The sequence below is a fragment of the Paenibacillus sp. NPDC058898 genome (assembly GCF_049316025.1).
GTDB lineage: Bacteria > Bacillota > Bacilli > Paenibacillales > Paenibacillaceae > Paenibacillus_AQ.
Map to the genome: position 1 here is coordinate 60,216 of NZ_JBMOSM010000011.1, position 19,771 is coordinate 79,986.

Sequence of the window (19,771 nt, forward strand, 5' to 3'; positions counted from 1 at the left end):
TCCTAAGTAAAACCCGTTCCTCCTTGTATACCCGAATTGTGTAAGACACTATCTGCTGAGCACGATATTCCCGCCAAGGCGATGGGTGGAGCAAATCATACAAAGATGGACTCCAGTCTCTACGGCCCTATTTTTACACCCTCGGGAGGGTATAAACGTCAATGAATCTTCCATTATGCAAAAACGCCAAGCGCTTATAGGATTAACACAAGACCTGTGCTTGCATTCTTGATACGTTGTTAGGTAAGCGCTGTCATTCACTTCTTGAAGCGCGCCACGGAAAGGAGGGAAATGATATTCCATAAGAGTCATAAAGCAAATCCGATACCACCCCGAATCAGTCCGACCATGTCAAAGCCACCTTCTTCTCCTATACCCACATGCACCTCTAACATTCATTGGGCTTCTTATGCCCGGGGGGCGGTCAAGCGCCTACTCCTCGGGTTTTCTTAAACACGCTTCAATCACAAATTGAAAAGTGAGGGATGGAACGTTGAAGAAGACACTTAACCGAATCTCATGCCTGATCCTCTGCCTGCTGATCTCCATAAGCATCATGGCATCCCCAGGGCATCTTCGTGCCGTATCTGCACAATCGGTTTCAGAATTCGATCTTGCGGATGAATCTTTTGCATCGAATTCCGATCCCCTACCGGAACCAGAAGGGCCAGATATTCGCTTCTTCTCCGATAACTTTGATTCGGACCGCTACGGAACCACGGGCGGCATCGTGATTCCGCTGCCATGGGTTCAGACCGGGGATGGCGGGAGTAAAGCCAAAACCTCCGTATCCAGCAGCGCTCCGTCCACGCCGAACCTTATGAAGATCGACGTGACCGACTCGGTCTATCTGCCCGTCAATACGACGGGTTATGGCAACATTAAGCTGAGTTATTATACGAGAGCCTCATCCTATGTCAGCGGAAGCATTGTTGCCGAGTGGTCGGGCGACGACGGAGCGACCTGGAGCATACTGGAGGATTTCAAGCTGGCCCCGGGAACGCCCGAAGCGCCTCGCAGCGAATCCAACACGATGAAAACCTGGACGCTGCCGCTGGAAGCCAACAGCAATCCGAACGTGCGAATCCAGTTCCGGGTAGGTGATCCGATGAACGCCAATATGTATATCGACAGCGTCTCGCTGTCCGGTCAGGCCATACCGGGCATTCCGCCTGCGGTCGATCCTGTGCCAGAACCCCCGCCGACTGAAACAGGCCCATACCCTGCGCCGGAAGGCGTAACCCTCTATGAGGACGTATTAATCGGTAAAGCCGGCGATCGGGATCTCTTCACGTCCATTGCCGTTCCGAGCACCCCGCCAGCCGAGCCTATGCCGGTCATGATCTACATTCACGGTGGTGGCTGGAACAAGGGCGACCGGAAAAACGCTCTCGGCAGCATCTGCAACTATGTCCTCAAACGCGGGTACATCGGCGTTTCCTTAAGCTACCGGCTAACCCCCGAAGCGCCTTACCCGGCCCAGATTCAAGACGTAAAGCTGGCCATTCGGTATCTGCGTGCCCATGCCGAGCAATACCACATTGATCCGAGCCGGATCGGCGTCTGGGGAACTTCGGCAGGCGGGCATCTCGCTTCCCTGCTCGGAACGACCGGAGACCTGACCATCGAGGATACGGTCACGCTGGATACTGGGGATACAGTTCATCTTCCCGATATCGAAGGCGCAGGAGGCTGGCCCGAATACTCCACCAAGGTTCAGGCGGTGGTGGACTGGTACGGACCGGCAGACTTCACGACCGATTTTGCCGACCGCTACAGCTCGGTCACAAAGCTGCTCGGTGGGCATAACGCCCTGTCCGTCCCGATTGAGGCTCGGCTTGCCATGCCGGGGACGTATGCCACTCCCGATGATCCGCCGTTCTGGATCCGGCACGGTGACGCGGACGCCACCATCCCTTACACCGACAGCGTGACATTCGCGGATCAATTGACAAGCGCCGGTGTTCCGGTCGTGGATTTTGAGATCGTGCCCGGCCAGGGTCATGGTTTTACCGGAGAAGCCAAGTCAACCGCAGATGCGGAAGCTTGGGCTTTCATGGATCAGCACGTGAAGAACCTGGAAGTAACAACGCCGATCCTCTACAAAGACGGCTACACGCCCCCTGATCCGACGGACCCCACCGACCCAACCGATCCCTCTACGGGCATCCCCGTTGAGGTTGGCCGTTTGGTGCCCTCGGACGATGCCCTGATCGACAGTTCCAAACCCGACACCAATATCAATTCCGCTACAGGCACAAGCCTTGGCCTTTTTAGCGTCTCGTCCGGTACAACCAACAAAAAGGTTGTCTATTTCAAATTCGATGCTTCCACCCTGAGCGATCCGGACTACCGCTACGAATTCCAGGTCGCCGCGAAAAAAGGCACCAGCAACACGGACCTGGAGCTCTCCCTCTACGGGATCGAGAATATAGCCTGGAACGAAAGCGAGCTGACCTGGAATAATGCGCCCACGAATAGCCTCGATCCGGCCGCTTATGTGGGATCGTTTACGGTAAAGGCCGAGAATAGCGGGCGCCCGGAGGTGTACAGCGTCGATGTGACGGACTATGTCCACAGCCGTCTTGCGAATGGCAGCGTATCGTTTCTCCTTGCAGATGCGAACCATACCGGTGTCAGCGTCAATATCTATACCAAGGAAGCCAACGGCTCCAGCAATCCAAGACCTGCGCTGGTCGTAAGCGAGTTGGTGGATTCCAGTCAGGATAATACGCCACCGTCCTGGCCGGACGGAAGCCGTCTGTCCATTAGCAGCATTGGCGAAGATTATGTGCATTTGAAATGGCCGAGGGCGGAAGACAACAAGTTAGTCGCAAAGTATAACATTTATCAAAACGACGTCAAAGTAACGGAGCTGAGCTCCGACATCACCCGCTATGAAGTCGAAGAACTGTCTCCGCACACGGAGTACAGCTATAAGGTCGAAGCCGTCGATGCCGCCGGAAACGTCAGTCCGGTTCCGCTGACGTTATCAGTTACGACGCTTAGTGCTCCCTTAGCGCCTTGGCCTGTGGCCTCAGTCACGGCAAGCGGCAGCGACGGCAACATCGAGGATAATACCTTGGACCAAAATCTGTACACCCGCTGGTCAGCGGCCGGCGACGGTCCGTGGATCATGTTTGATCTGGGCGAGGCCCGGGACATCGGTTATCTGGGCATCGCCTTCTATAAAGGGGACGCTCGGGCGACGGAGATCGATATCGAAACCTCCGATGACGGAGTAACCTGGTCTCCCCTCTTCAACGATTCGAGCAGCGGTACCACCACCGCGATGCAGCCTTTTGACGTTCCGGATACGATTGCGCGTTACGTGAAGCTGATCGGGCGCGGAAATTCGGACGGCAGCGCCTACACGAGTCTGACGGAAGTCCATATCTATCCGCCTTTTGCTAACGGGGATACGCCTGTGGCGATAATACCGGATTTTGTACCGCAGCCGCCGGAGGGTACGGTTCCTTTTACCGCTCCCGGCATGAAAAATGCGGACGGCAGCGACCATCCGGTACATCAGGCTTTTGCTGCAACCGGAAGGACTCTGAACGTAGTCGATTACGGAGCCAATCCTGCGGACAACGGCTCGGACGATCGACCGGCGATTCAGCGAGCGATGGATGAGGCGCTCCCGGGAGACGAGGTGTTCTTCCCTAATGGCGTGTACAACTTAAACAGTGCTCCAGATGGTTTGACCAATCTGATGCTGAAATCCGAGGTCAATTTACGTGGGGAAAGCCAGAACGGTGCGATTCTGAAAACCTCGCTGAACAAGGTCCGGAACAGTACGATGCTGAGATCCGCCAAGCAGCATGATCTAACCATCTCCAACCTGGCGCTGACATCTGCTTGGGAGGGTCAATATACGACGGATCACAGAATCAACAATCCGGATGCCGGCGGTCCTGACATGATGATCATTGCCGCCAATTATGGCGAGTCGCCTTCGTACAACATCACGATCGACAGCGTGACGATCGAGAAATTCAGCCGCATGGGCGTCCGCATCGAGAACAGCCATGATATCGTCGTCCGCAACACCACGTTCCGAAATGCCACGGATCTTGGACCTGGCGGTGCTGGATACGGCGTATCCATTCAAGGCGTACCGAAGGTCGACCGCAACGGTTTTGCCAATGATACCAGGTGGAATCTGGTCGAGGACTCTTCCTTCGAGGGGCCTTATCTTCGTCACGGGGCACTCATTCAATATGTAGCCCATAACAATGTGGTCCGGCACAATGAATTCCACCAGGTCCGGCTGGATGCGATTGATCTGCATGGGGAGCTGGAGTATTTTAACGAGATCCACGATAACCTGATCACCGACATGCCGTATGGCGGCGGCATCGGCATCGGGAATACCGGGGGGACCGCACCGACCAATCACAGCAAATCCGGCCCGCAAAACTATATCCACGACAACACGATCCGCAACGCGCGGCAAGGCATCGTTGTATCCATGGGCTCACCGGATACCATCATTGAGAACAACCGAATCGAAAATACCGTCGACATTCCGGACGCCGCCGGCATCCATATTTTGAATGGACCGGGCACGATCATCAAGGGCAACACGATCCGCCAGAACACCGCCGAGAATTATTGGGGCATTCTGCTCGAACACGACAACGGGGACACCAACGCGGGCGGCATTGGATCCGGAGACCCGGAGAACGTGCAGATTCTGAACAATACCATTACCGGGAACAGCAACGGGATTCAGCTCAAGGCGGGCCAGAATATCAAACTAAGCGGCAATACGCTGGACAACATAGGCGAGAACTTTACCGACGCGCCGGGTATCACGTATACCGATTTCACCGTGGGCCTGGAGTACAGCACGACGGCCCCGACGAATAGAGACGTTGTTGCAGCCTTGGTGTCGAATCGTCAGCTTATCGTTATCAATAACGGCGGATCTCCAACTTACAAATTTACCGAGAATGGTTCATTTACCTTCGAATATGCAGATGAGGACGGCAACGAGGGGACAATGACGGCCACCGTATCAAACATCGATAAAATCGCCCCGGTGCTGAAGGTTACACTCTCACCTTCCATACTGAAGGCTCCGAACCACAAAATGGTCGATATTTACGCTGACCTCGAATCTGGCGATGAAGGCTCTGGCGTTGCATCAATCGTGCTAACCTCCATCACCATGGAGAGTGCGGGCGGCAAGGGGCATGGCAGAGATACATCGGAGATTGTGAACGGTAAAGATAAGGACACGGGTAACAGTGAAAGCAAAGACAATCGAGGCGATGGGGGCGACCGGGGACCGAATATACAAGATGCCGAGTTCGGTACCCATGATACCCATTTCCGGCTGCGGGCAGAGAAATCGGAGCGTGGACAGAGCCGAATCTACACGGTGACTTATACCGTTACGGACCATGCGGGGAATCAAGCGCAGGCGGTGGGGACGGTAAGGGTGAAGTGAGCTTACTTAGGTAGTGAATTTTTAATATGAATATGTATGCACAGACACAGGGTTCATGGAATAAGCGAACGTGAATTGCGCCGAGAAAGTAAAGACGGCTCGAACACACTATAAAAGCACATTCCGGAAATGAATAACCGAGCATGAAGATGCTAGCAAAACACTAACTGATATAAACAACAAAAGCTGCCCATACCGTCCTAAACGGTTGGGCAGCTTTATTGTTCAACACAGCTCAAAAAACGCCTCATTATATAGATGGAACTTGCGAGAGCAGCTGCCATGTTAATTTTTGTATCACTTGCTCGGACTATCGAAAATCCCCAAACGATGCAGCACGGTCATGATTCGGTAAAAATCGTAGCTACCCTTAGGATCATGTAATACTTCTGCTTGCTGTGCAGCTTGTACTGCCGGTTCTGCCCAAGATGGAACTTTCGCCGGTTTCTCTGTCTCAACTGCCTTGAGCCTTACGTTCATCTGCTGAATGGTATTGCTTTGCTCCGTTTGCAGTTTCATCGCAGAAGCATATTGCTTGCTAAGCTGCTGCATCTGCTCTTGTGTTTTTTGCAGCTCGGCCGTTAATTGTTCGATTTTCATACGTTCCTCCTCCTCTGGACTAGGCACATCATATTGATAGAGCAAATTCTGCTCAATAATGGAAATAAGCTTTTTCGGATAATTGGGGTCTGTGGCATAGCCACCTCTCCAAATCTCGGTCGCAGCTGTTTTATAATCCGCCCACAATACATCATGGTAACGCTGTGGCTTGTCACGTGTGCCATTCAGGATCAGTCGGGTATGATCGGCAACCGATTCACTCCAGCTGTTATACTTACGAAACTGGGCATTGGTCGTATAGGACGTTTGCCCCCGGTATTCCGTTGTCTGCATGGTGATGCTTCCCGCCGGACCGGTTCCTTTAATGCCAAACAGATTGTTCGCTTTTTGCGTTAAGCCGCTCATTCCCCAATTAGATTCCAGAATTGCCTGTGCGAGCGTAAGCGAAGCAGGCACCCCATACTGACGCATGTCCTGAGTGGCTATAGGTGCCAGCTTGGCTATAAATTCAGAGGGTTTCATCCTTTTTTTCCTCCTTTCGTGCGGTTGGCTTATCCCCTTCTTCGGATTTGATCTGGAATACTTGTACCACATTACGCAGGGACTGGGGGATCGGTACCCCCATTCTCCCAACGTTCTCAATAATAGACAGCAGCTCATTCGCGAGATAGAAGAAGATCACCGTATTCTGAAAATAATTCATTTCCCCCAGCACCTGGTCCACCAGATGCATTAGGGCGATGATGAGAAAAATGGTGATTTTGCGTGCAATCCCAGTATAACCAATGCGGCTGCGCAGCTCGCCGTTCATCCAGGCCGCGCCCCATCCGGTCAACCAATCGATCACGACGAACCACAACAACAGATGCAGCGGCAGCGACCATCCGCCCCAGACGTAACCTGTCACGGCCCCCGTCCCCGCCACCAGCATCTTAAACAGCTGACCGATGTGCTCATACATAATTGTTCCTCCTCGTATAGTATTATCTTTTAAGAGCTTTTCTGAACCTTATGCTTGGAAACGTCCATTCAAGCGATCCGGAGTATATAAGCTCAGCTCAAGGAATTAGACAAAGCGATCGAGCGCATTCTCGAAGGCATACCTGGCGCCAAGTGCTTACGCTCCGTTCCTGGCATCGACCGAGTTTACGCCGCCGGCATTCTCGCCAAGATCGGCGACATCGCAAACTAAAATCTGGAACTAACTATAGGGGGTCAGATTAGGAATGTTAAAAACTTTACGGGGGTTAGGATCGCAATTATAGAGATGGCTGTTTATTTTGGGTATCGTGTCAGGGAATGGTTATTGTTGATGGTGACATTGCAAGCCCAAGGTGACGGTTACACGGCATTGCTTTTGGTATATGGCCTTTAAGGTAGGTCGTTCGCCTGCTCGATTCTTAGCCTGCTTGGCTTGACTGCCTGATGCCCAAACACTGCAAAGGACCCGCACAAGTTCCCTTTGATTACGGATTCAATCGACCAGCCAAGCAAGCCAACAGTCAAAACAATGGCAACTAACCACGATGTACACGATGCTCCAATCAGGTATAGACGACGTATGCTTAAGAACGAACCCAATACCCCAGCATACAGCAACCACCGCTAGCAGCCTTGGATCAATCAATTCAAAAATCATATTCCAATCCATATTCATTTCTTATCCTATTCTTTCAATTCATCTATTCACTTGTACGCTTGTTTTGCGGATTCATCAACTCGAGTCAAACGTTCTGTCAACCAGTCCATTCGCTGTCCTTGAATACGGACATCCACTTCAATATCATCACAACCGGGCTTGATGTAAGATACATCTGTGTGTAAATATGCATCAGCTGTAGCTTCTCTTGCTACCTCATCTTTGAAGGATTTTGTCTTCCCATGCCGACCCAGCGAAATGCCGCTGAAAGCTGCTATTACAGAAATGATTACTGTAAGCACTGTCCAGTCCACCCTTCTTCCCACCAACTCTCTGAGCATTAAAAGAGCCCCCGGACCACCCAGGGGCATAAAAAATACGCCTTGCGGCGCACTACGCTTCATATTCGATTTTGGTGATTTTTTTATATTCTTCTGGCGTGATCATCTTGGCCACCACAAACGTCCTCAGGTTTTCGTCTGTGTACGCCCCGTGACCGTTATCATAATACCGTTTAATTGTTGGATACCACATTTTATATAGCTCCTCCTTTTAACTCAGCTATTTCAAATAGTAGAGTCCCTACAGTATCTTCCAGAGTTGTTATCATAGCCTTGTGATTAGCCTTCTCTAACAAGAGTGTTCCGATCGTTGTGTTCATTTCATCGATCTGATCATCCTTGCTTATCTTCCTGAATTGTTCACTTATATCCTTATATTCATCTGGGAATGTGTCTCCTATTTTCAAGTCGAGGAATGTCCCAATGGTGACGAATGAGGCTTCGTTCATGTCCACGCTTGTGACGGATGCATCCTTACCGCGTGCATAATTGGGGCCAATCTCGACCACTTCCCGGACCACACCTGCGACCCGGGATTTCCTATCAATAACATATGTTGTAGCCATTCATTACACCCTCCCTTATTGGAATATTCTACCTCCACTACTCTCAGTATACTTGGTCGTGGCATTGAGATTACTCATGCTGGAAACTATCGCAATACCTCCACTTGCACTAACACCAACTCTATTACCCGTTCCCGATATAGAGCTTATATGCACCACAGCAGAAGAAAATACAGAGAAGGCTTCACCCTGATTAGAGATCGTACACCAGTTTACCGTCCCGCGACATGCACCGCCAAGCCATATAGCCCCACCTGCATTAGACACTGTCTTAATTACTTCATACATATAGATATTGCAAGGGGATTGTACGTTAATAATCCCACCAGGGACATCTATTCTAACGTATGAGATGCTCACTGCACATGATGTCTCGCCATCTACATTTATGTCTCCACGTATAGAGGCATGTCCGTTTGAACTACCTGAAATTTCAATCCCGCCACCCTTGAAGTCCCTGATCTGTATGTTACCATTCTCGACATGGTTGGCGGCCACTATGATCTTACGGCGGGTGGCATTCAACTTCGGCATGGCATTTATGGCCGATTGGATGGTTGGATAGACACTCGGTACGTGATAGTTGATCTCAGTAGGATCGTCACTTATGTTCTGGAGTTTCCCAATGTTCACCCACGGGGTCCAACCACCGTTTATTTGTGATCGTCTGTATGTCTTAGTATTGTCGTTGAAGTTGTAGGCAAGTTGCGTCCTCCAAGTTGTCGGTCCCGAACTATGGGACATCACTTGGTAGAAGTACCACTCATTCGTCGGTGCATTGGTGAGACTGAAACCATCATAAAACCCCGTGTCATAAACTACATTCATGTCAGTACCACTCGGCAGATTTTTGGCAGATCGATATCCAGCGGACCACCCGGCAATGGCCGAATTCTGCTTGGTGTAGTTCTCAGCATAAGTTTTCGCATTCGTCTCCGCAGCATTCGCCTTCGCCTGCGCACCTGCTGGTGTCTCTGCCGCATCTGCCTTCGCCTGAGCCGTCGCTGCTGCCGATACACCTGCACTCCCCCTATCATAAGCAGCCTTTACAGCCTTCGGCGTAGCTGCCATAGTCTCTGATGTGCCGTTCGTGTCATTGGACAGTTGCACGATACCCTTTTCGGTAAGGGATGCGTCTGGAACCGTCACTGTCACATTATCAAGATCCTCCTGGATCTGCCCGACCGCGGCGTCGAGCTTATCCCAGTTATCGTTTAAGACAACATCCACGTTAAACGTGTCGTTACCATCCGTTTCACCGTTTACCTTGTATAGGCCCATATTTGGTGTCTGACTTGGCATCTTATTAACCTCCTGTTCTTCTAAACGCCAGTTTATTAAATGGCAATTGCTTCAATTGATCAAACGTCATCACGTCATGAATATCGCGTATCAACAAGTAGTTGAACGCATACGCCACCGCGAGATGCGCCGGCTTGATCTCCTCGATCGCGGACTTCAAGTCCTCCAGATTCGGGGGGATGCCGAGCGTATCCACGAATTTAACCGTGAAGCCCCATTCCTCGGGCTGAAAAGATACCTCGACCGTGCCGCCGTCATAAGCTTCCGCCACATTTTTCACGAGCGCACCGGAGAAGGTACCCGCTCCGCGCAGCTTGGACTCCAGCACCGCCCGGCGCTGCTCGATCGGCTTGTTTCGATCGGTGGGAATGCCAAGCTCCATCTCCCAGCGCTCCAGGCCCCAGGTGGCTGTACGGACGAAGAACTGGTCTGCGGCAGAATTCAGCGCTTGGTAGAGCGCTTCCAACTCGCTTCCCTTAGCATCCATGTCGGATTGCATAACGCGGGAGGTCTCATAATAGGCCGGAAGATAAGAAAACAGCTCACGCCCCCGCAAGCTGTTCATTCGGACATTATTCACTTACGCTCACCGTCCCCAGCACCGCTACCTGACCGGAGCCAATTTCGATATTTTGCTGCTCGGTGTGGCCGTTAATCGTCAAATCCGAGTAGTCGACGATAATTGGAATATCCAGCAATACGGCGGCAATTCGCGTATACCTTACCAAAGGATCCTTCCGGTTAAAAGCAATCTGCTGTAAATACGACCGAACGCCATCCTCGATCAGCTTCCGGATTTCTTCCATCGTCGAAGGCTGCTCCTGCGTGCGCTGCACTTTGACGGAGATATCAATCGCCACTTCCGCCGCAGGCATCACCGTGATAACCGGACCGGCCGGGGCAACGCCTTCGCCCTGTCCATCCTGGGACGGGTCAATGTACTGCTGAACGGCATCCACGATATCCTGGCTTGCCGCACGCTTGTCCGTATCTATGAGATACAGCCCGACGGTACCGGGTCCTTTCCACAATGGCGCTACTTCCACGCCGCCAACGCCCGCGATCTCATTGGCCCACTGCATGTACTGCGCTTTGTTGCCGCTTGTTCCCTGACTTCGGACTTTGGCATAAAAACGCTCCAGGAGCGACTGATCGCTTTCGGTATCCGTCCCGCTCCGCGTGGGTTCCGGGTTCGTAACCGATGTCACACCGCTGACTGACGTCATCATGAGCTGGATGACGCCTGCGGGAACATTGCCATTACTGCCCGGCGTGACAGCTCGGATCGGCGCCGCGCCTGTACCCAAGTCACTCAGCGTAACGCCTGATGTGGTCACATACTCCACGGAGGATTCGCCGGAGCCCTCATCGGCTGGCGTAGCGACATAGGTTCCGGCAGGCACGGTTGTCCCTGGCTTCCCCGTAAACAGAACGCTGCCGGACGAAGCGACCGCTTCCCGCCTAGTAATCCCATGCTCTGCCGTCCTCAAATCGAGTTCGGCGGACCGGATATCTGGACGATCACTTGCCACGGTGCTTGCAAAGCCTCGACGCAGCAGCTCCTGTGCCCACAAGGCAGCCTCGGAGAGCATAAAAGCAACCGGCGCCTGTGCATCCCAAATAAAAGAGCCCTCCGACTTGTCGATGTCCGAAGGCACTTTGTTCAACATGCGGTTCATAATGTTCTCTTCCGTCTGATCCAACAAATATAACGGCAAATCTGCCATCAGATCACCACGCTTTCTATGATTTCCGTCTCATCCCGGACGCTCGTAATGCGGCAGCTGAAACGGCAAGCTTCTCCTTCCCATTCAAAAAGGAACTGATCCACACTCTCCGTCCGCGCGTCCGCCAACAGCGTCTCGGTCACCATGCGCTGAATCTCGCTCTCTTGCAGAGATCGGTCATAGCCTTTGCCGACCAGTTCCTCCAGCTCGCTGCCATAATCGCGCGTATAGATCAGATGACGGTAACGCGGCGTGCGAATCGCTTTTTCGCACCAGATGACCCAGGCTTCCTTCTCGTCCGCAACCGGAATCTTCCGGGTCGGGGACATCACGAACTCGCCGGCTTCAAAATCATACCGCCAGCTCCGTCCAAAAACAGCCCCGTCTCCTTCCAGTACCTCCGGATCGGTCGTATCCGTCCAGATCATGTCATCGCCTTCCGGGAATAAATTAGCCACCACTGCTCACCACCTTACATACGACCACCACGTCGTTACCGCTGTTGACCCTAACGGCGAGCACGCGGTCTCCCGGTTTCAGGCCTTTTCCCAATTCAAAAAGGGTATCTTCAACTTTGTTCTCTTCAGCATCAAACGTCATATCCTGCTGCTGGCCCCCCAAAGTCACGGTGCCCTTTGCCGTATAACGGGGCAAGGACAACATTCCCGGCAGCTCCGCTACCATATAGTCCTGCAGCTCATGCTTGAAATCATCCAGCTTAAGTCCCGTCGAGGTAATCGTGCCGAGTACGGCCCCTACGCCACCCATGGCTTGACGGGTTTGCTTATTCATTGAGGCGTATAAGGAGGACGCCAATTGTCCATAGGGGTCTTTATTCAAGGTAAAACCTCCTTTTTACATCGTCATAACTCCCCAGCTCCAGCATCATGCTTCCGGGACTGCCCAGCTCCCGGCTGACGGAAATTACGAGCAGTTTCATCGAGCCCAGCATGACCGCATCTCCGGCGCGGATCGTATTGACATCAGGTGCATTCAGGGAGATCGTCTCCCGGATCCCTCTCAGTTTGCTTCGGGCCAGCTGGCGGGCAGCCGCAGGCGATTTCACTTCATCGTCCTGAATAATAGCCTGGAGTTGGCCGTATTTTGCGATATCCTTCTCCTCGATGGCCATCACCTTGGAAGGAACCTCTTTCCCGGTCTCGCTTGCAGCTGTCGCCAGCACTTTGACCTTGGTCGCAGCGCCCTCCAACGTCCTCGATTGCGTAGTATCCGTGATGGCCTCCAGAATGTAGACCTCTTTGTTCGTTCCCAACTCGTACAGCTCAAGCCCTGAAGAGATCATCCGCGGATGATACAGCTTGCCGCCAGCTTTGGCCGTCTCCCGCAGATCAGCGAACATGCTCGCATAAATCGACTGCGTCCGGTAAACGGAACGCCCCAGTTGCTTCTCGGTATCCGGCAAAACCGCAATTTTCAGGTTCCAGTCCGCCGCGTACTTTTTGAAACGCTGGGTAGCGGTCTGCTTCGCCGGGAACAAATATTCATCCTCCGATTTGTCCAGATATACCGTCCGATCGTACAGCGTGAGGGTCATTCTCTTCACCCCGTTATTCGAGGTTTCTACTTCCCACACAACAGCCGGGTGCAGCAGGGGGACATAATCCTTCTTACCGTAAGGAATTCCACTGATCCGGATCGCCATCCCCGGCGAGATCGGTGGCATATCCGGCGTTACGACCAGATTGACGGTTCCCTGGTAAGCGACTTGTTCAAGCGAATCTCGTAAATTGATAGCTTCCACCAAGGGAGACAGATCGTATTGATCCTGCAAAATCACCTTATAACTCATGACAGCACCAGCTTCTGGCCAGGTTTGATGGCATTCGGATCTTTACCGATTGTCTTCTGGTTCAGCTTGTAGATCTGGTTCCATTTCGAGCTGTCCCCGAGCTCCAGCTTGGCGATTTTGGAAAGTGAGTCCCCCGGCTTCACAATGTAGGTTTTGTTCTTTTCCTTCATGTCGGCCCGGGGCTTTTTATTCGTACCGGCAGCCCCGCTACTGCCTGCCGTTTTGGCCACCTTCATTTCGCTCCATGTCCGGAGCGTGATGTCAAAATACACATCCCCGACCTCCCCGCCACGGAATGTGGACTGATGGGAGGCGACGTACACCGGCACATTCACCGCCGTCTTGGTAATGACGAATTGCAACGGCGTTTTATATGCCAGAAACTCGTTAAGTTTATTCATCGCGGTTTGCGGTTTAATATGATCCTTCTTCTGTCCTTTGCAATAAGCTGCATCATACTCTTGTGGGAAAAATGAAGAGAACGATATCTCTTTAATCCGATTGCCTTGAGGAAAATCAAACTCCCCATAGTTGAGAATCGTAGCCGTTTCCAGGCCTTTTTGGCGTGAAATGGTCACCTCTTCGGGATTGACCGGAAATAGGAACGTCATGCCTTTTCCGTTCTTCAAAAGAAACTCCACCTTGGCCCCCTCCTTTCTGTATGGATGCCTTCGGACCGACTTCATGCCTGCTGTTAACCATCATCTTCAATAGGCCATCGGAGTCGGCTTCCGGTTCTGCGCCGCTTTGCTGAATTCGGCTCTCAGCCGCTGCCCGATCTGAAGGATCAATCCTTCCACATCGATCGGGTGTTCCTCATGCACCGTAACCTGCACCGCTCCTGGAGGTAGATTGTAATTCACATTCGTCTCCGCTTTAAAGTCCGTCAGCAGACCTGATATCGAACTCATCTGCTCCGGGCTGATCTGAACAAGCTGAGGTGACATCGTTTTCCCGGAAATCGCTTGATTTTGAGCTGCGCTCGCAGGTGGACCAAATGTACTCATGCTTGTATAGCTAGGTGGCACGTACGAACCATACATAGATGGATTCGGCAGCAGCGGCTTGCTGAAATCAGCCGGCGCTGGTTTCGGAATGATGGGAGCCGGAAGGGCAGCCGCACTGGAAGGTGGTGCCTTCGGAACATCCTTCGGTTGAGCAGCTTCCTTGTCTTTTTTTCCGAAGGAAAACGCGTTGGAAAACCACTTGGATACACTCTCCTTACCTTCTTTAAACTTCTCACTAATACCGGTAAAGGCGCCGCCCACTTTCTCACCGATATAGCTTCCTACGGTGCCGCCGAGCGTTGAGCCGATCATCGTACCAGCAACCGGGATCACGGATCCGATGATCCCTCCTATTGTGCTTCCTATACCTCCACCAACGGCAGAACCTATGGCTTGATTACGTTCTTTTCCGGGTTCGGCAGAGGCGATTGCGGTCGCATCGGCTATAAAACTCAATGGACCGAGGGCACGTTTACCAAGGCCCTTCATCAAGCCGGAGCCTAGACCCTTTTTACCTGCATTTTTTACTGCACTTGCTCCAGGGCTACCGTCAGCTGCCTGTTTTATTGCATCTGACCCTGCAGCGGTCTTGGCAGCGCTTGCCGCACCTCCGGAAACGATGCCGCTAGAAGCGCCCCCGCCAAATATACCCTTGGTAATATCCATAACACCCTTGATTGATTTCATTGCACTAGTTCCCATATTGCCCGAGGTTTCGATAACGTCTCCCAATGTTTCTGCCTTCTTAAAACGCTTACCCCATTTGGTTAGTGGCTTTTCTCCTTGGCTATTCGGGGTCGTGGCAGCCTGGTTTTGACTGGAATTGGATCCACGGCCGCCCCCCCTTCTGACCCCATTGGGCCTAGGTGCCGCCCTAGGTGCAGGTGTAGGAGCTGGTTTATCTTTACTCCATGCTTCGCGCATCTTGCTTCCTTTACCATATAGTTGGCCCCCATTTTTCATAGTGGAACCAATCGCGGTTATAGTACCAAAAACATTCAGCGCAGTATCCCATCCAGAATTTTCTCCACCACCGCCACCTCCAAAATCAAGCGATCCAAGCGTACTCGTAAGCTGATGCAACGCATCCGTATTCGTCTCCAGCGCCTGTATCAACGGAGAAAAATCAAGCCCTGCCGCCCGCAAATCCACCTGAACGCTCGCTTCGATCTGCTTCTGCACGCTCAGATTCAGATTCGTATCAATCTGCTTCTGCACATTCAGCTTCACATTCGCCGAGGCTTGGATCACTTGCGATTTCACCCGCTCCATCTTTGCCAGCAGGCTGTCCAGCCCCTTCGAGGCGCTGTCCTTCAGCACGATTTCAGGCGCCATGCGGGTACGCCCGATTCGCATGACGCGTCCCTGAATCCGCTCAAAATAACGCTCCATCGCCCGCAGCTCGCGGTTGGCCTTGATCACGTTTTTCGGATCGATGACCAGATTCATGCGGTAGTTCATGGCTTCAGCCATTTCGTTTCACCCCCTGTTCACTTCAAACTCTGACCGGCCATGCCCTCGATCTCCTCCTGGGAGAAAGCGAGCAGCAGCAGACGCTCGCCTCGCGGGAGCCGCCAAAAATCTCCGGGACGAAGGTGATGCCGGACCCACAGATGATACAGCATCGTCGTCATTCCCCCGGAGCCAATCAGTTTTTTAGGTCAGCAATCTCGACTCCGAAGCCGGACAGCTCCAGCACTTTATCGCCTACGGCATCCAGCTCTCCGGCCAGCAGCATGCGGCGAACCGCCTGCTCTCCGCCCGACAGCTTCAAGCGGCTTGTAATCCGCGGATCGCCCCAGCCGCTAAGCGTCAAACCCTTCACCGACAGACTGCTCGTGGCCTCGGAAATCAGCAATGCATTAAACGTTTCCGTATCCACCTTCTCATCCACTGTACCCTTTACCGTACGGCGAACGGTGCAGCGCTCGCGGATGCTGTCCACCTTGCTCGAAGTCAAACCCTGCAGCACCATCTTCATATCCAAGCGCTTAATGCGTACCGTTTCCTCCGGCAGCTTCTCGGCTGCCTCAAACAGGCTGTCCAAAATTTGCTCTTCGCTCATGTTCTCATGTAAGCTCATGCGTATATCCCCTTTGCTCATTAAATAATAGATTCCATTTCCTATTGCAGCGGGCGATGCTCGCCCGTATGAGGTACACCATCCCGGGCGAACCCCCGCTTTTTGACATACTCAAGCACCGCTTAAGCAGAAACCTCTTAATCCCCCTGAATCGGGTCCAACAGTTCGTACCCCTCAAAGGTAAAAGAAGTTTCCTCCTGCACTTCTTCACCGGCTGTCCAGTTAGCCAGCTGGATTTTGTCCGGCATGCAGCGGATTAGGCGAACACGCTCATGACCGTAGGACTCGGGATCATCCAGCTTGGAGATGATATCGAACTTTGTGAAGCCACGGGCAATCATATCGGAAGTGACCTTGTAACCACTCATCGTGCCGGTTCCTTTTTTGCTGCCGTTTTTGTGCACCGTCCAGTCATTGCCGACCAGCTTCAGCTCGCGCTTCTCCAATTCCACGCTGGCTTCCAGCTTGTTAATATGCGTCTGCCATACCCCGTCAATATACGCCTGGCCGTATGTCCCCATAATGACTCTTGAAGCATCCAACATGTTAAGTTCCTCCTCGATTTCTTTAAGTTTTTATAAGAAAAATGTTGACCTTCGTTCTAGTTATTGCACGTAAAATGTACCGAACAGCTGCTCCATTACATCGGTCAGCTTCACGTTCCACTGCAGGAAGACCTGATCCGGCTCCGGCGTGTTCACGGCGGAATCGCCGTAGTAGGCCGGATCGAGAATGACGTCATAACCGTCCGGCTCGATGACATTGCTCAGCGACAACGAAGCGAGGTATTCCTTCACGGCGCCGATCAGCGCCAGACGGCCTTCCTCCGTGTTGTTCACCTTGCCGATGTAGGTCTGTTCCGCGGCCAGCTGCAAATCCGCATGAATCGCATCCATCACGCGGATGGAACGGATTTTTTTCCAGGCATTGTTTTGGCCTTCCGCCGGATTCACCAACGTATTGATGCCGCGCAGCGCCTTCACCTGACGTCCGTCGTAGAACAGCACGAACACGCCATTGCGTACAGCCTGCTCCTGCTCGGATCGGGTCCAGCGACGGGTCACATCTTCGAATGGCGTTACCGCGTATGTAGCGGATTGGTTCAGGCGTTGACCGGCAATAAGCCCGGCCACATAAGCAGCCGTCTGGGCAGAGCTATAGTTCACGCCGGACAGACGCACGCCCGTACCTACATTGATAATCCCTTCATGGTTCAATGCAAGCGAGCGGGTAGCCGCCAGTTTGGCTGCATCCTTGGAGGTATCGTCCGCAGCGCTGCCGCCGAATACGGCCATCACGCCGCGCCCTTCTTGACGAAGACGCTTCACCCAGGCCGCAAAGCTCTGCAGCAGAGCCATGTCCGCAGCATAATCCAGGGCAAGTACGTTGAATTCCTGGCCTTCAACTGCATCCTGCATCTCGATATAATCTGCATTCGTCAGGCCGCCGTTGCCGCTTTTGCCTCCGGACAGAGCAGCTCCGTTCACATCAGCAGGAATGCCGGCCGCCTCCAGTGCGGTAGCCGTTACCCACAGATTCTCATCGTCTTCATTGATCTGCGCCGCAATCGACGCTGCTGTCCCGTCCAGGCTTGTATAAGTGCCAAGCAGCTTGGCGCCTTCATAGAGGCGAAGCTCACGCGCTGCCGGGTCGATCAGCGACGGCTGCACGGTTACGGAGAAGCCGTTGCCTCGACTGCCCGGATATTTCGCCTGCAGCTTCAGCACGTCGGAAGGCGTGGCTTCCGCATTTTGCAGCGTTACGCTAGCCGCTGCCGCCGTGCTATCTGCCAGGCGATAAGCCAGCAGCTTCTTCGGCCCGCCAAGCAAAGCCAGATAGAGCGTTTCGTAAGCCGTAGCCCCATCCTGGCTATCCGCAGAATACAACTCGGAAATCGCGAACTCGCTGCCGATCTCCACGAACTCGCGCACCGGTCCCCAATTGGCTTTAACCGGCACGACGACCGTACCGCGGGATCCCCCCTGAATAGCCGACGCGGCTGCCGCCTTGAAATTCATATACAAACCCGGAAGTACCGGTTTATTTGTGCTTTCCCATGTTCCACCTGCCATGATTAGACCACCTTCGCTTTCATAAATTGTTGGATTCTTTCTTTGACTTCGGTTACCGTGAACAGCTCTCCGTCTGTCCCATACATGGCACCTGCGAGAACTTCCGCCCGAACCTCGAACAGTTCCTTGGCGTGTGCTTCGAGTTCATCTAGCGCATACCGTGGAGCGCTGAAACTTCGAGATTCTGCCTTGAGTGTTTTTTTCACAGCCATTGTGACCACCTCACTTTAAAATTGGATGAACATTAATGCGCCTGATCAAGGCGGCTTCCTCCGGTGAACGCATCTTCCGCTGCGTTAAGGTTAGCTTCAGCTGCCCGTCCAGAATGGGATCGGCCTGCATATCGGAGGAAATCTCCGCAACGGATAAATAGCGGCGATTCTGCGAATCCAGCATCAGTTGGACCTGGGTGCCAAGCTCCTCCACCAGCCTTGCAGCCGTGAGCTGCTCGTCCGCAGAATCAAGAGCGGCAATATGCCCGGTAAAGGTTTTGCGAACCTCGAACATCGAAGCGCCCGCCATCTTGGTCTCGCAGCCCGTCATCCGCCATAGTACGGCGTGATCTTCCCGTCCCGCCGGCCATGCCGTATGATAGATGCGCCAAGGATCGCCCAGCACATCTTCTGTCCAGACCGTCAGCGTATGCAGCCACTCGTCGGGTTGTCCGGTGGAACCGGCTCCGGATGCCTGGGGCACATAGACGCCGAATCGCATGATCCGGATCATTTTGCCTGAAACAGAATCGAACTTGTCAGCTTCCGACACACCCAAATAATGAAGCTTGAATGCTCTCCCATCAGCTCCGATAACCCGCTTGCGATGAAGTCCCGGGATTAGAAGTTCCGCCCAGCGATCCAACTGAAGCAATTCGGAACGATCCGCATACAGCTTCAATCGCACCACCTGCCGGTACCCTGCCCATGAGGATTTCCAAACGTCCTCTCCCAGCGCAATGACGCCATAAAAAGGCTCGCTTACCCCATCCGGCGGATGTACGTCATATATTTGGTCTTCAAGCTCCGGAACGATATCTAGAACGGCCTGCTTAATCGCCCCTCTCATTCCACAGATAGCCGATGGGTTAGCCAACTTCTTGCGACGGTCATATGCTTGTGCAACACGGCCCCCTCCTTTCTAATTCATATAGGGATCGGAAATAAAGAAATCAAAGCCTAAAGCCGCAGCAAAAAACCGGTCCTTCTTAA

At 52.8% G+C, this 19,771-nt stretch carries 20 protein-coding genes and 1 pseudogene; 1 reads left to right on the plus strand and 20 read right to left on the minus strand.

Annotation, left to right across the window (positions count from 1 at the left end):
- The first annotated feature begins 493 nt into the window (after positions 1-493).
- Positions 494-5,458 (plus strand): alpha/beta hydrolase fold domain-containing protein, encoded by a 4,965-nt coding sequence (locus ACOZB4_RS24860; protein ID WP_379407252.1) that lies wholly within the window; start codon positions 494-496, stop codon positions 5,456-5,458.
- A gap of 297 nt (positions 5,459-5,755) precedes the next feature.
- Here the strand turns inward: ACOZB4_RS24860 and ACOZB4_RS24865 are convergent, their stop codons facing one another.
- From ACOZB4_RS24865 to ACOZB4_RS24960, 20 genes and pseudogenes are all read right to left on the minus strand, one after another.
- On the minus strand, positions 5,756-6,541 hold the full coding sequence (locus ACOZB4_RS24865) for a glucosaminidase domain-containing protein (protein ID WP_379407253.1): 786 nt from the start codon (positions 6,539-6,541) through the stop codon (positions 5,756-5,758).
- On the minus strand, positions 6,528-6,980 hold the full coding sequence (locus ACOZB4_RS24870; protein WP_379407254.1) for a phage holin family protein: 453 nt from the start codon (positions 6,978-6,980) through the stop codon (positions 6,528-6,530). The genes ACOZB4_RS24865 and ACOZB4_RS24870 overlap by 14 nt, the downstream gene beginning before the upstream one ends.
- A gap of 410 nt (positions 6,981-7,390) precedes the next feature.
- Positions 7,391-7,670, minus strand: a pseudogene (locus ACOZB4_RS24875) (phage holin family protein).
- Between the two features lie 35 nt (positions 7,671-7,705).
- Positions 7,706-8,062 (minus strand): hypothetical protein, encoded by a 357-nt coding sequence (locus tag ACOZB4_RS24880; RefSeq protein WP_379407255.1) that lies wholly within the window; start codon positions 8,060-8,062, stop codon positions 7,706-7,708.
- The gene (locus ACOZB4_RS24885; protein WP_379407256.1) at positions 8,052-8,192 is read right to left on the minus strand and encodes an XkdX family protein; all 141 of its coding nucleotides are present in this window, start codon (positions 8,190-8,192) and stop codon (positions 8,052-8,054) included. Before ACOZB4_RS24885 ends, ACOZB4_RS24880 begins: the two co-directional genes overlap by 11 nt.
- A 1-nt stretch (position 8,193) precedes the next feature.
- The gene (locus ACOZB4_RS24890; protein ID WP_379407257.1) at positions 8,194-8,565 is read right to left on the minus strand and encodes a hypothetical protein; all 372 of its coding nucleotides are present in this window, start codon (positions 8,563-8,565) and stop codon (positions 8,194-8,196) included.
- Between the two features lie 15 nt (positions 8,566-8,580).
- The gene (locus tag ACOZB4_RS24895; RefSeq protein WP_379407258.1) at positions 8,581-9,867 is read right to left on the minus strand and encodes a pyocin knob domain-containing protein; all 1,287 of its coding nucleotides are present in this window, start codon (positions 9,865-9,867) and stop codon (positions 8,581-8,583) included.
- Between the two features lie 4 nt (positions 9,868-9,871).
- Positions 9,872-10,432 (minus strand): YmfQ family protein, encoded by a 561-nt coding sequence (locus tag ACOZB4_RS24900; protein WP_379407259.1) that lies wholly within the window; start codon positions 10,430-10,432, stop codon positions 9,872-9,874.
- 7 nt (positions 10,433-10,439) lie between these two features.
- Positions 10,440-11,594: a baseplate J/gp47 family protein gene (locus ACOZB4_RS24905; protein WP_379407260.1), complete on the minus strand. Its 1,155-nt coding sequence runs from the start codon at positions 11,592-11,594 to the stop codon at positions 10,440-10,442.
- Positions 11,594-12,052: a DUF2634 domain-containing protein gene (locus ACOZB4_RS24910; RefSeq protein ID WP_379407261.1), complete on the minus strand. Its 459-nt coding sequence runs from the start codon at positions 12,050-12,052 to the stop codon at positions 11,594-11,596. The genes ACOZB4_RS24905 and ACOZB4_RS24910 overlap by 1 nt, the downstream gene beginning before the upstream one ends.
- Positions 12,045-12,434 (minus strand): hypothetical protein, encoded by a 390-nt coding sequence (locus ACOZB4_RS24915; RefSeq protein WP_379407262.1) that lies wholly within the window; start codon positions 12,432-12,434, stop codon positions 12,045-12,047. The genes ACOZB4_RS24910 and ACOZB4_RS24915 overlap by 8 nt, the downstream gene beginning before the upstream one ends.
- Positions 12,427-13,404, minus strand: coding sequence for an XkdQ/YqbQ family protein (locus ACOZB4_RS24920; RefSeq protein WP_076324770.1), 978 nt, complete (start codon positions 13,402-13,404; stop codon positions 12,427-12,429). Before ACOZB4_RS24920 ends, ACOZB4_RS24915 begins: the two co-directional genes overlap by 8 nt.
- A complete protein-coding gene (locus ACOZB4_RS24925; RefSeq protein WP_379407263.1) occupies positions 13,401-14,045 on the minus strand; it encodes a LysM peptidoglycan-binding domain-containing protein in 645 nt (214 codons plus the stop codon). Before ACOZB4_RS24925 ends, ACOZB4_RS24920 begins: the two co-directional genes overlap by 4 nt.
- A 66-nt stretch (positions 14,046-14,111) precedes the next feature.
- A complete protein-coding gene (locus ACOZB4_RS24930; protein ID WP_379407264.1) occupies positions 14,112-15,884 on the minus strand; it encodes a hypothetical protein in 1,773 nt (590 codons plus the stop codon).
- A 17-nt stretch (positions 15,885-15,901) separates the two neighbouring features.
- Positions 15,902-16,045 (minus strand): hypothetical protein, encoded by a 144-nt coding sequence (locus tag ACOZB4_RS24935; RefSeq protein WP_222125857.1) that lies wholly within the window; start codon positions 16,043-16,045, stop codon positions 15,902-15,904.
- Positions 16,046-16,059: 14 nt separating this feature from the next.
- Positions 16,060-16,494 (minus strand): phage tail assembly chaperone, encoded by a 435-nt coding sequence (locus tag ACOZB4_RS24940; protein ID WP_145040695.1) that lies wholly within the window; start codon positions 16,492-16,494, stop codon positions 16,060-16,062.
- A 137-nt stretch (positions 16,495-16,631) separates the two neighbouring features.
- Entirely contained in the window at positions 16,632-17,039 is a 408-nt protein-coding gene (locus ACOZB4_RS24945) for a phage tail tube protein (RefSeq protein ID WP_098748814.1), read from the minus strand.
- 60 nt (positions 17,040-17,099) lie between these two features.
- A complete protein-coding gene (locus ACOZB4_RS24950; protein ID WP_379407265.1) occupies positions 17,100-18,566 on the minus strand; it encodes a phage tail sheath family protein in 1,467 nt (488 codons plus the stop codon).
- 2 nt (positions 18,567-18,568) lie between these two features.
- The gene (locus tag ACOZB4_RS24955) at positions 18,569-18,778 is read right to left on the minus strand and encodes a hypothetical protein (protein WP_379407266.1); all 210 of its coding nucleotides are present in this window, start codon (positions 18,776-18,778) and stop codon (positions 18,569-18,571) included.
- 10 nt (positions 18,779-18,788) lie between these two features.
- Positions 18,789-19,655 carry a hypothetical protein gene (locus ACOZB4_RS24960; protein ID WP_422759688.1) on the minus strand — a complete coding sequence of 289 codons (867 nt, stop codon included), beginning with the start codon at positions 19,653-19,655 and terminating at the stop codon, positions 18,789-18,791.
- Positions 19,656-19,771: the final 116 nt, after the last annotated feature.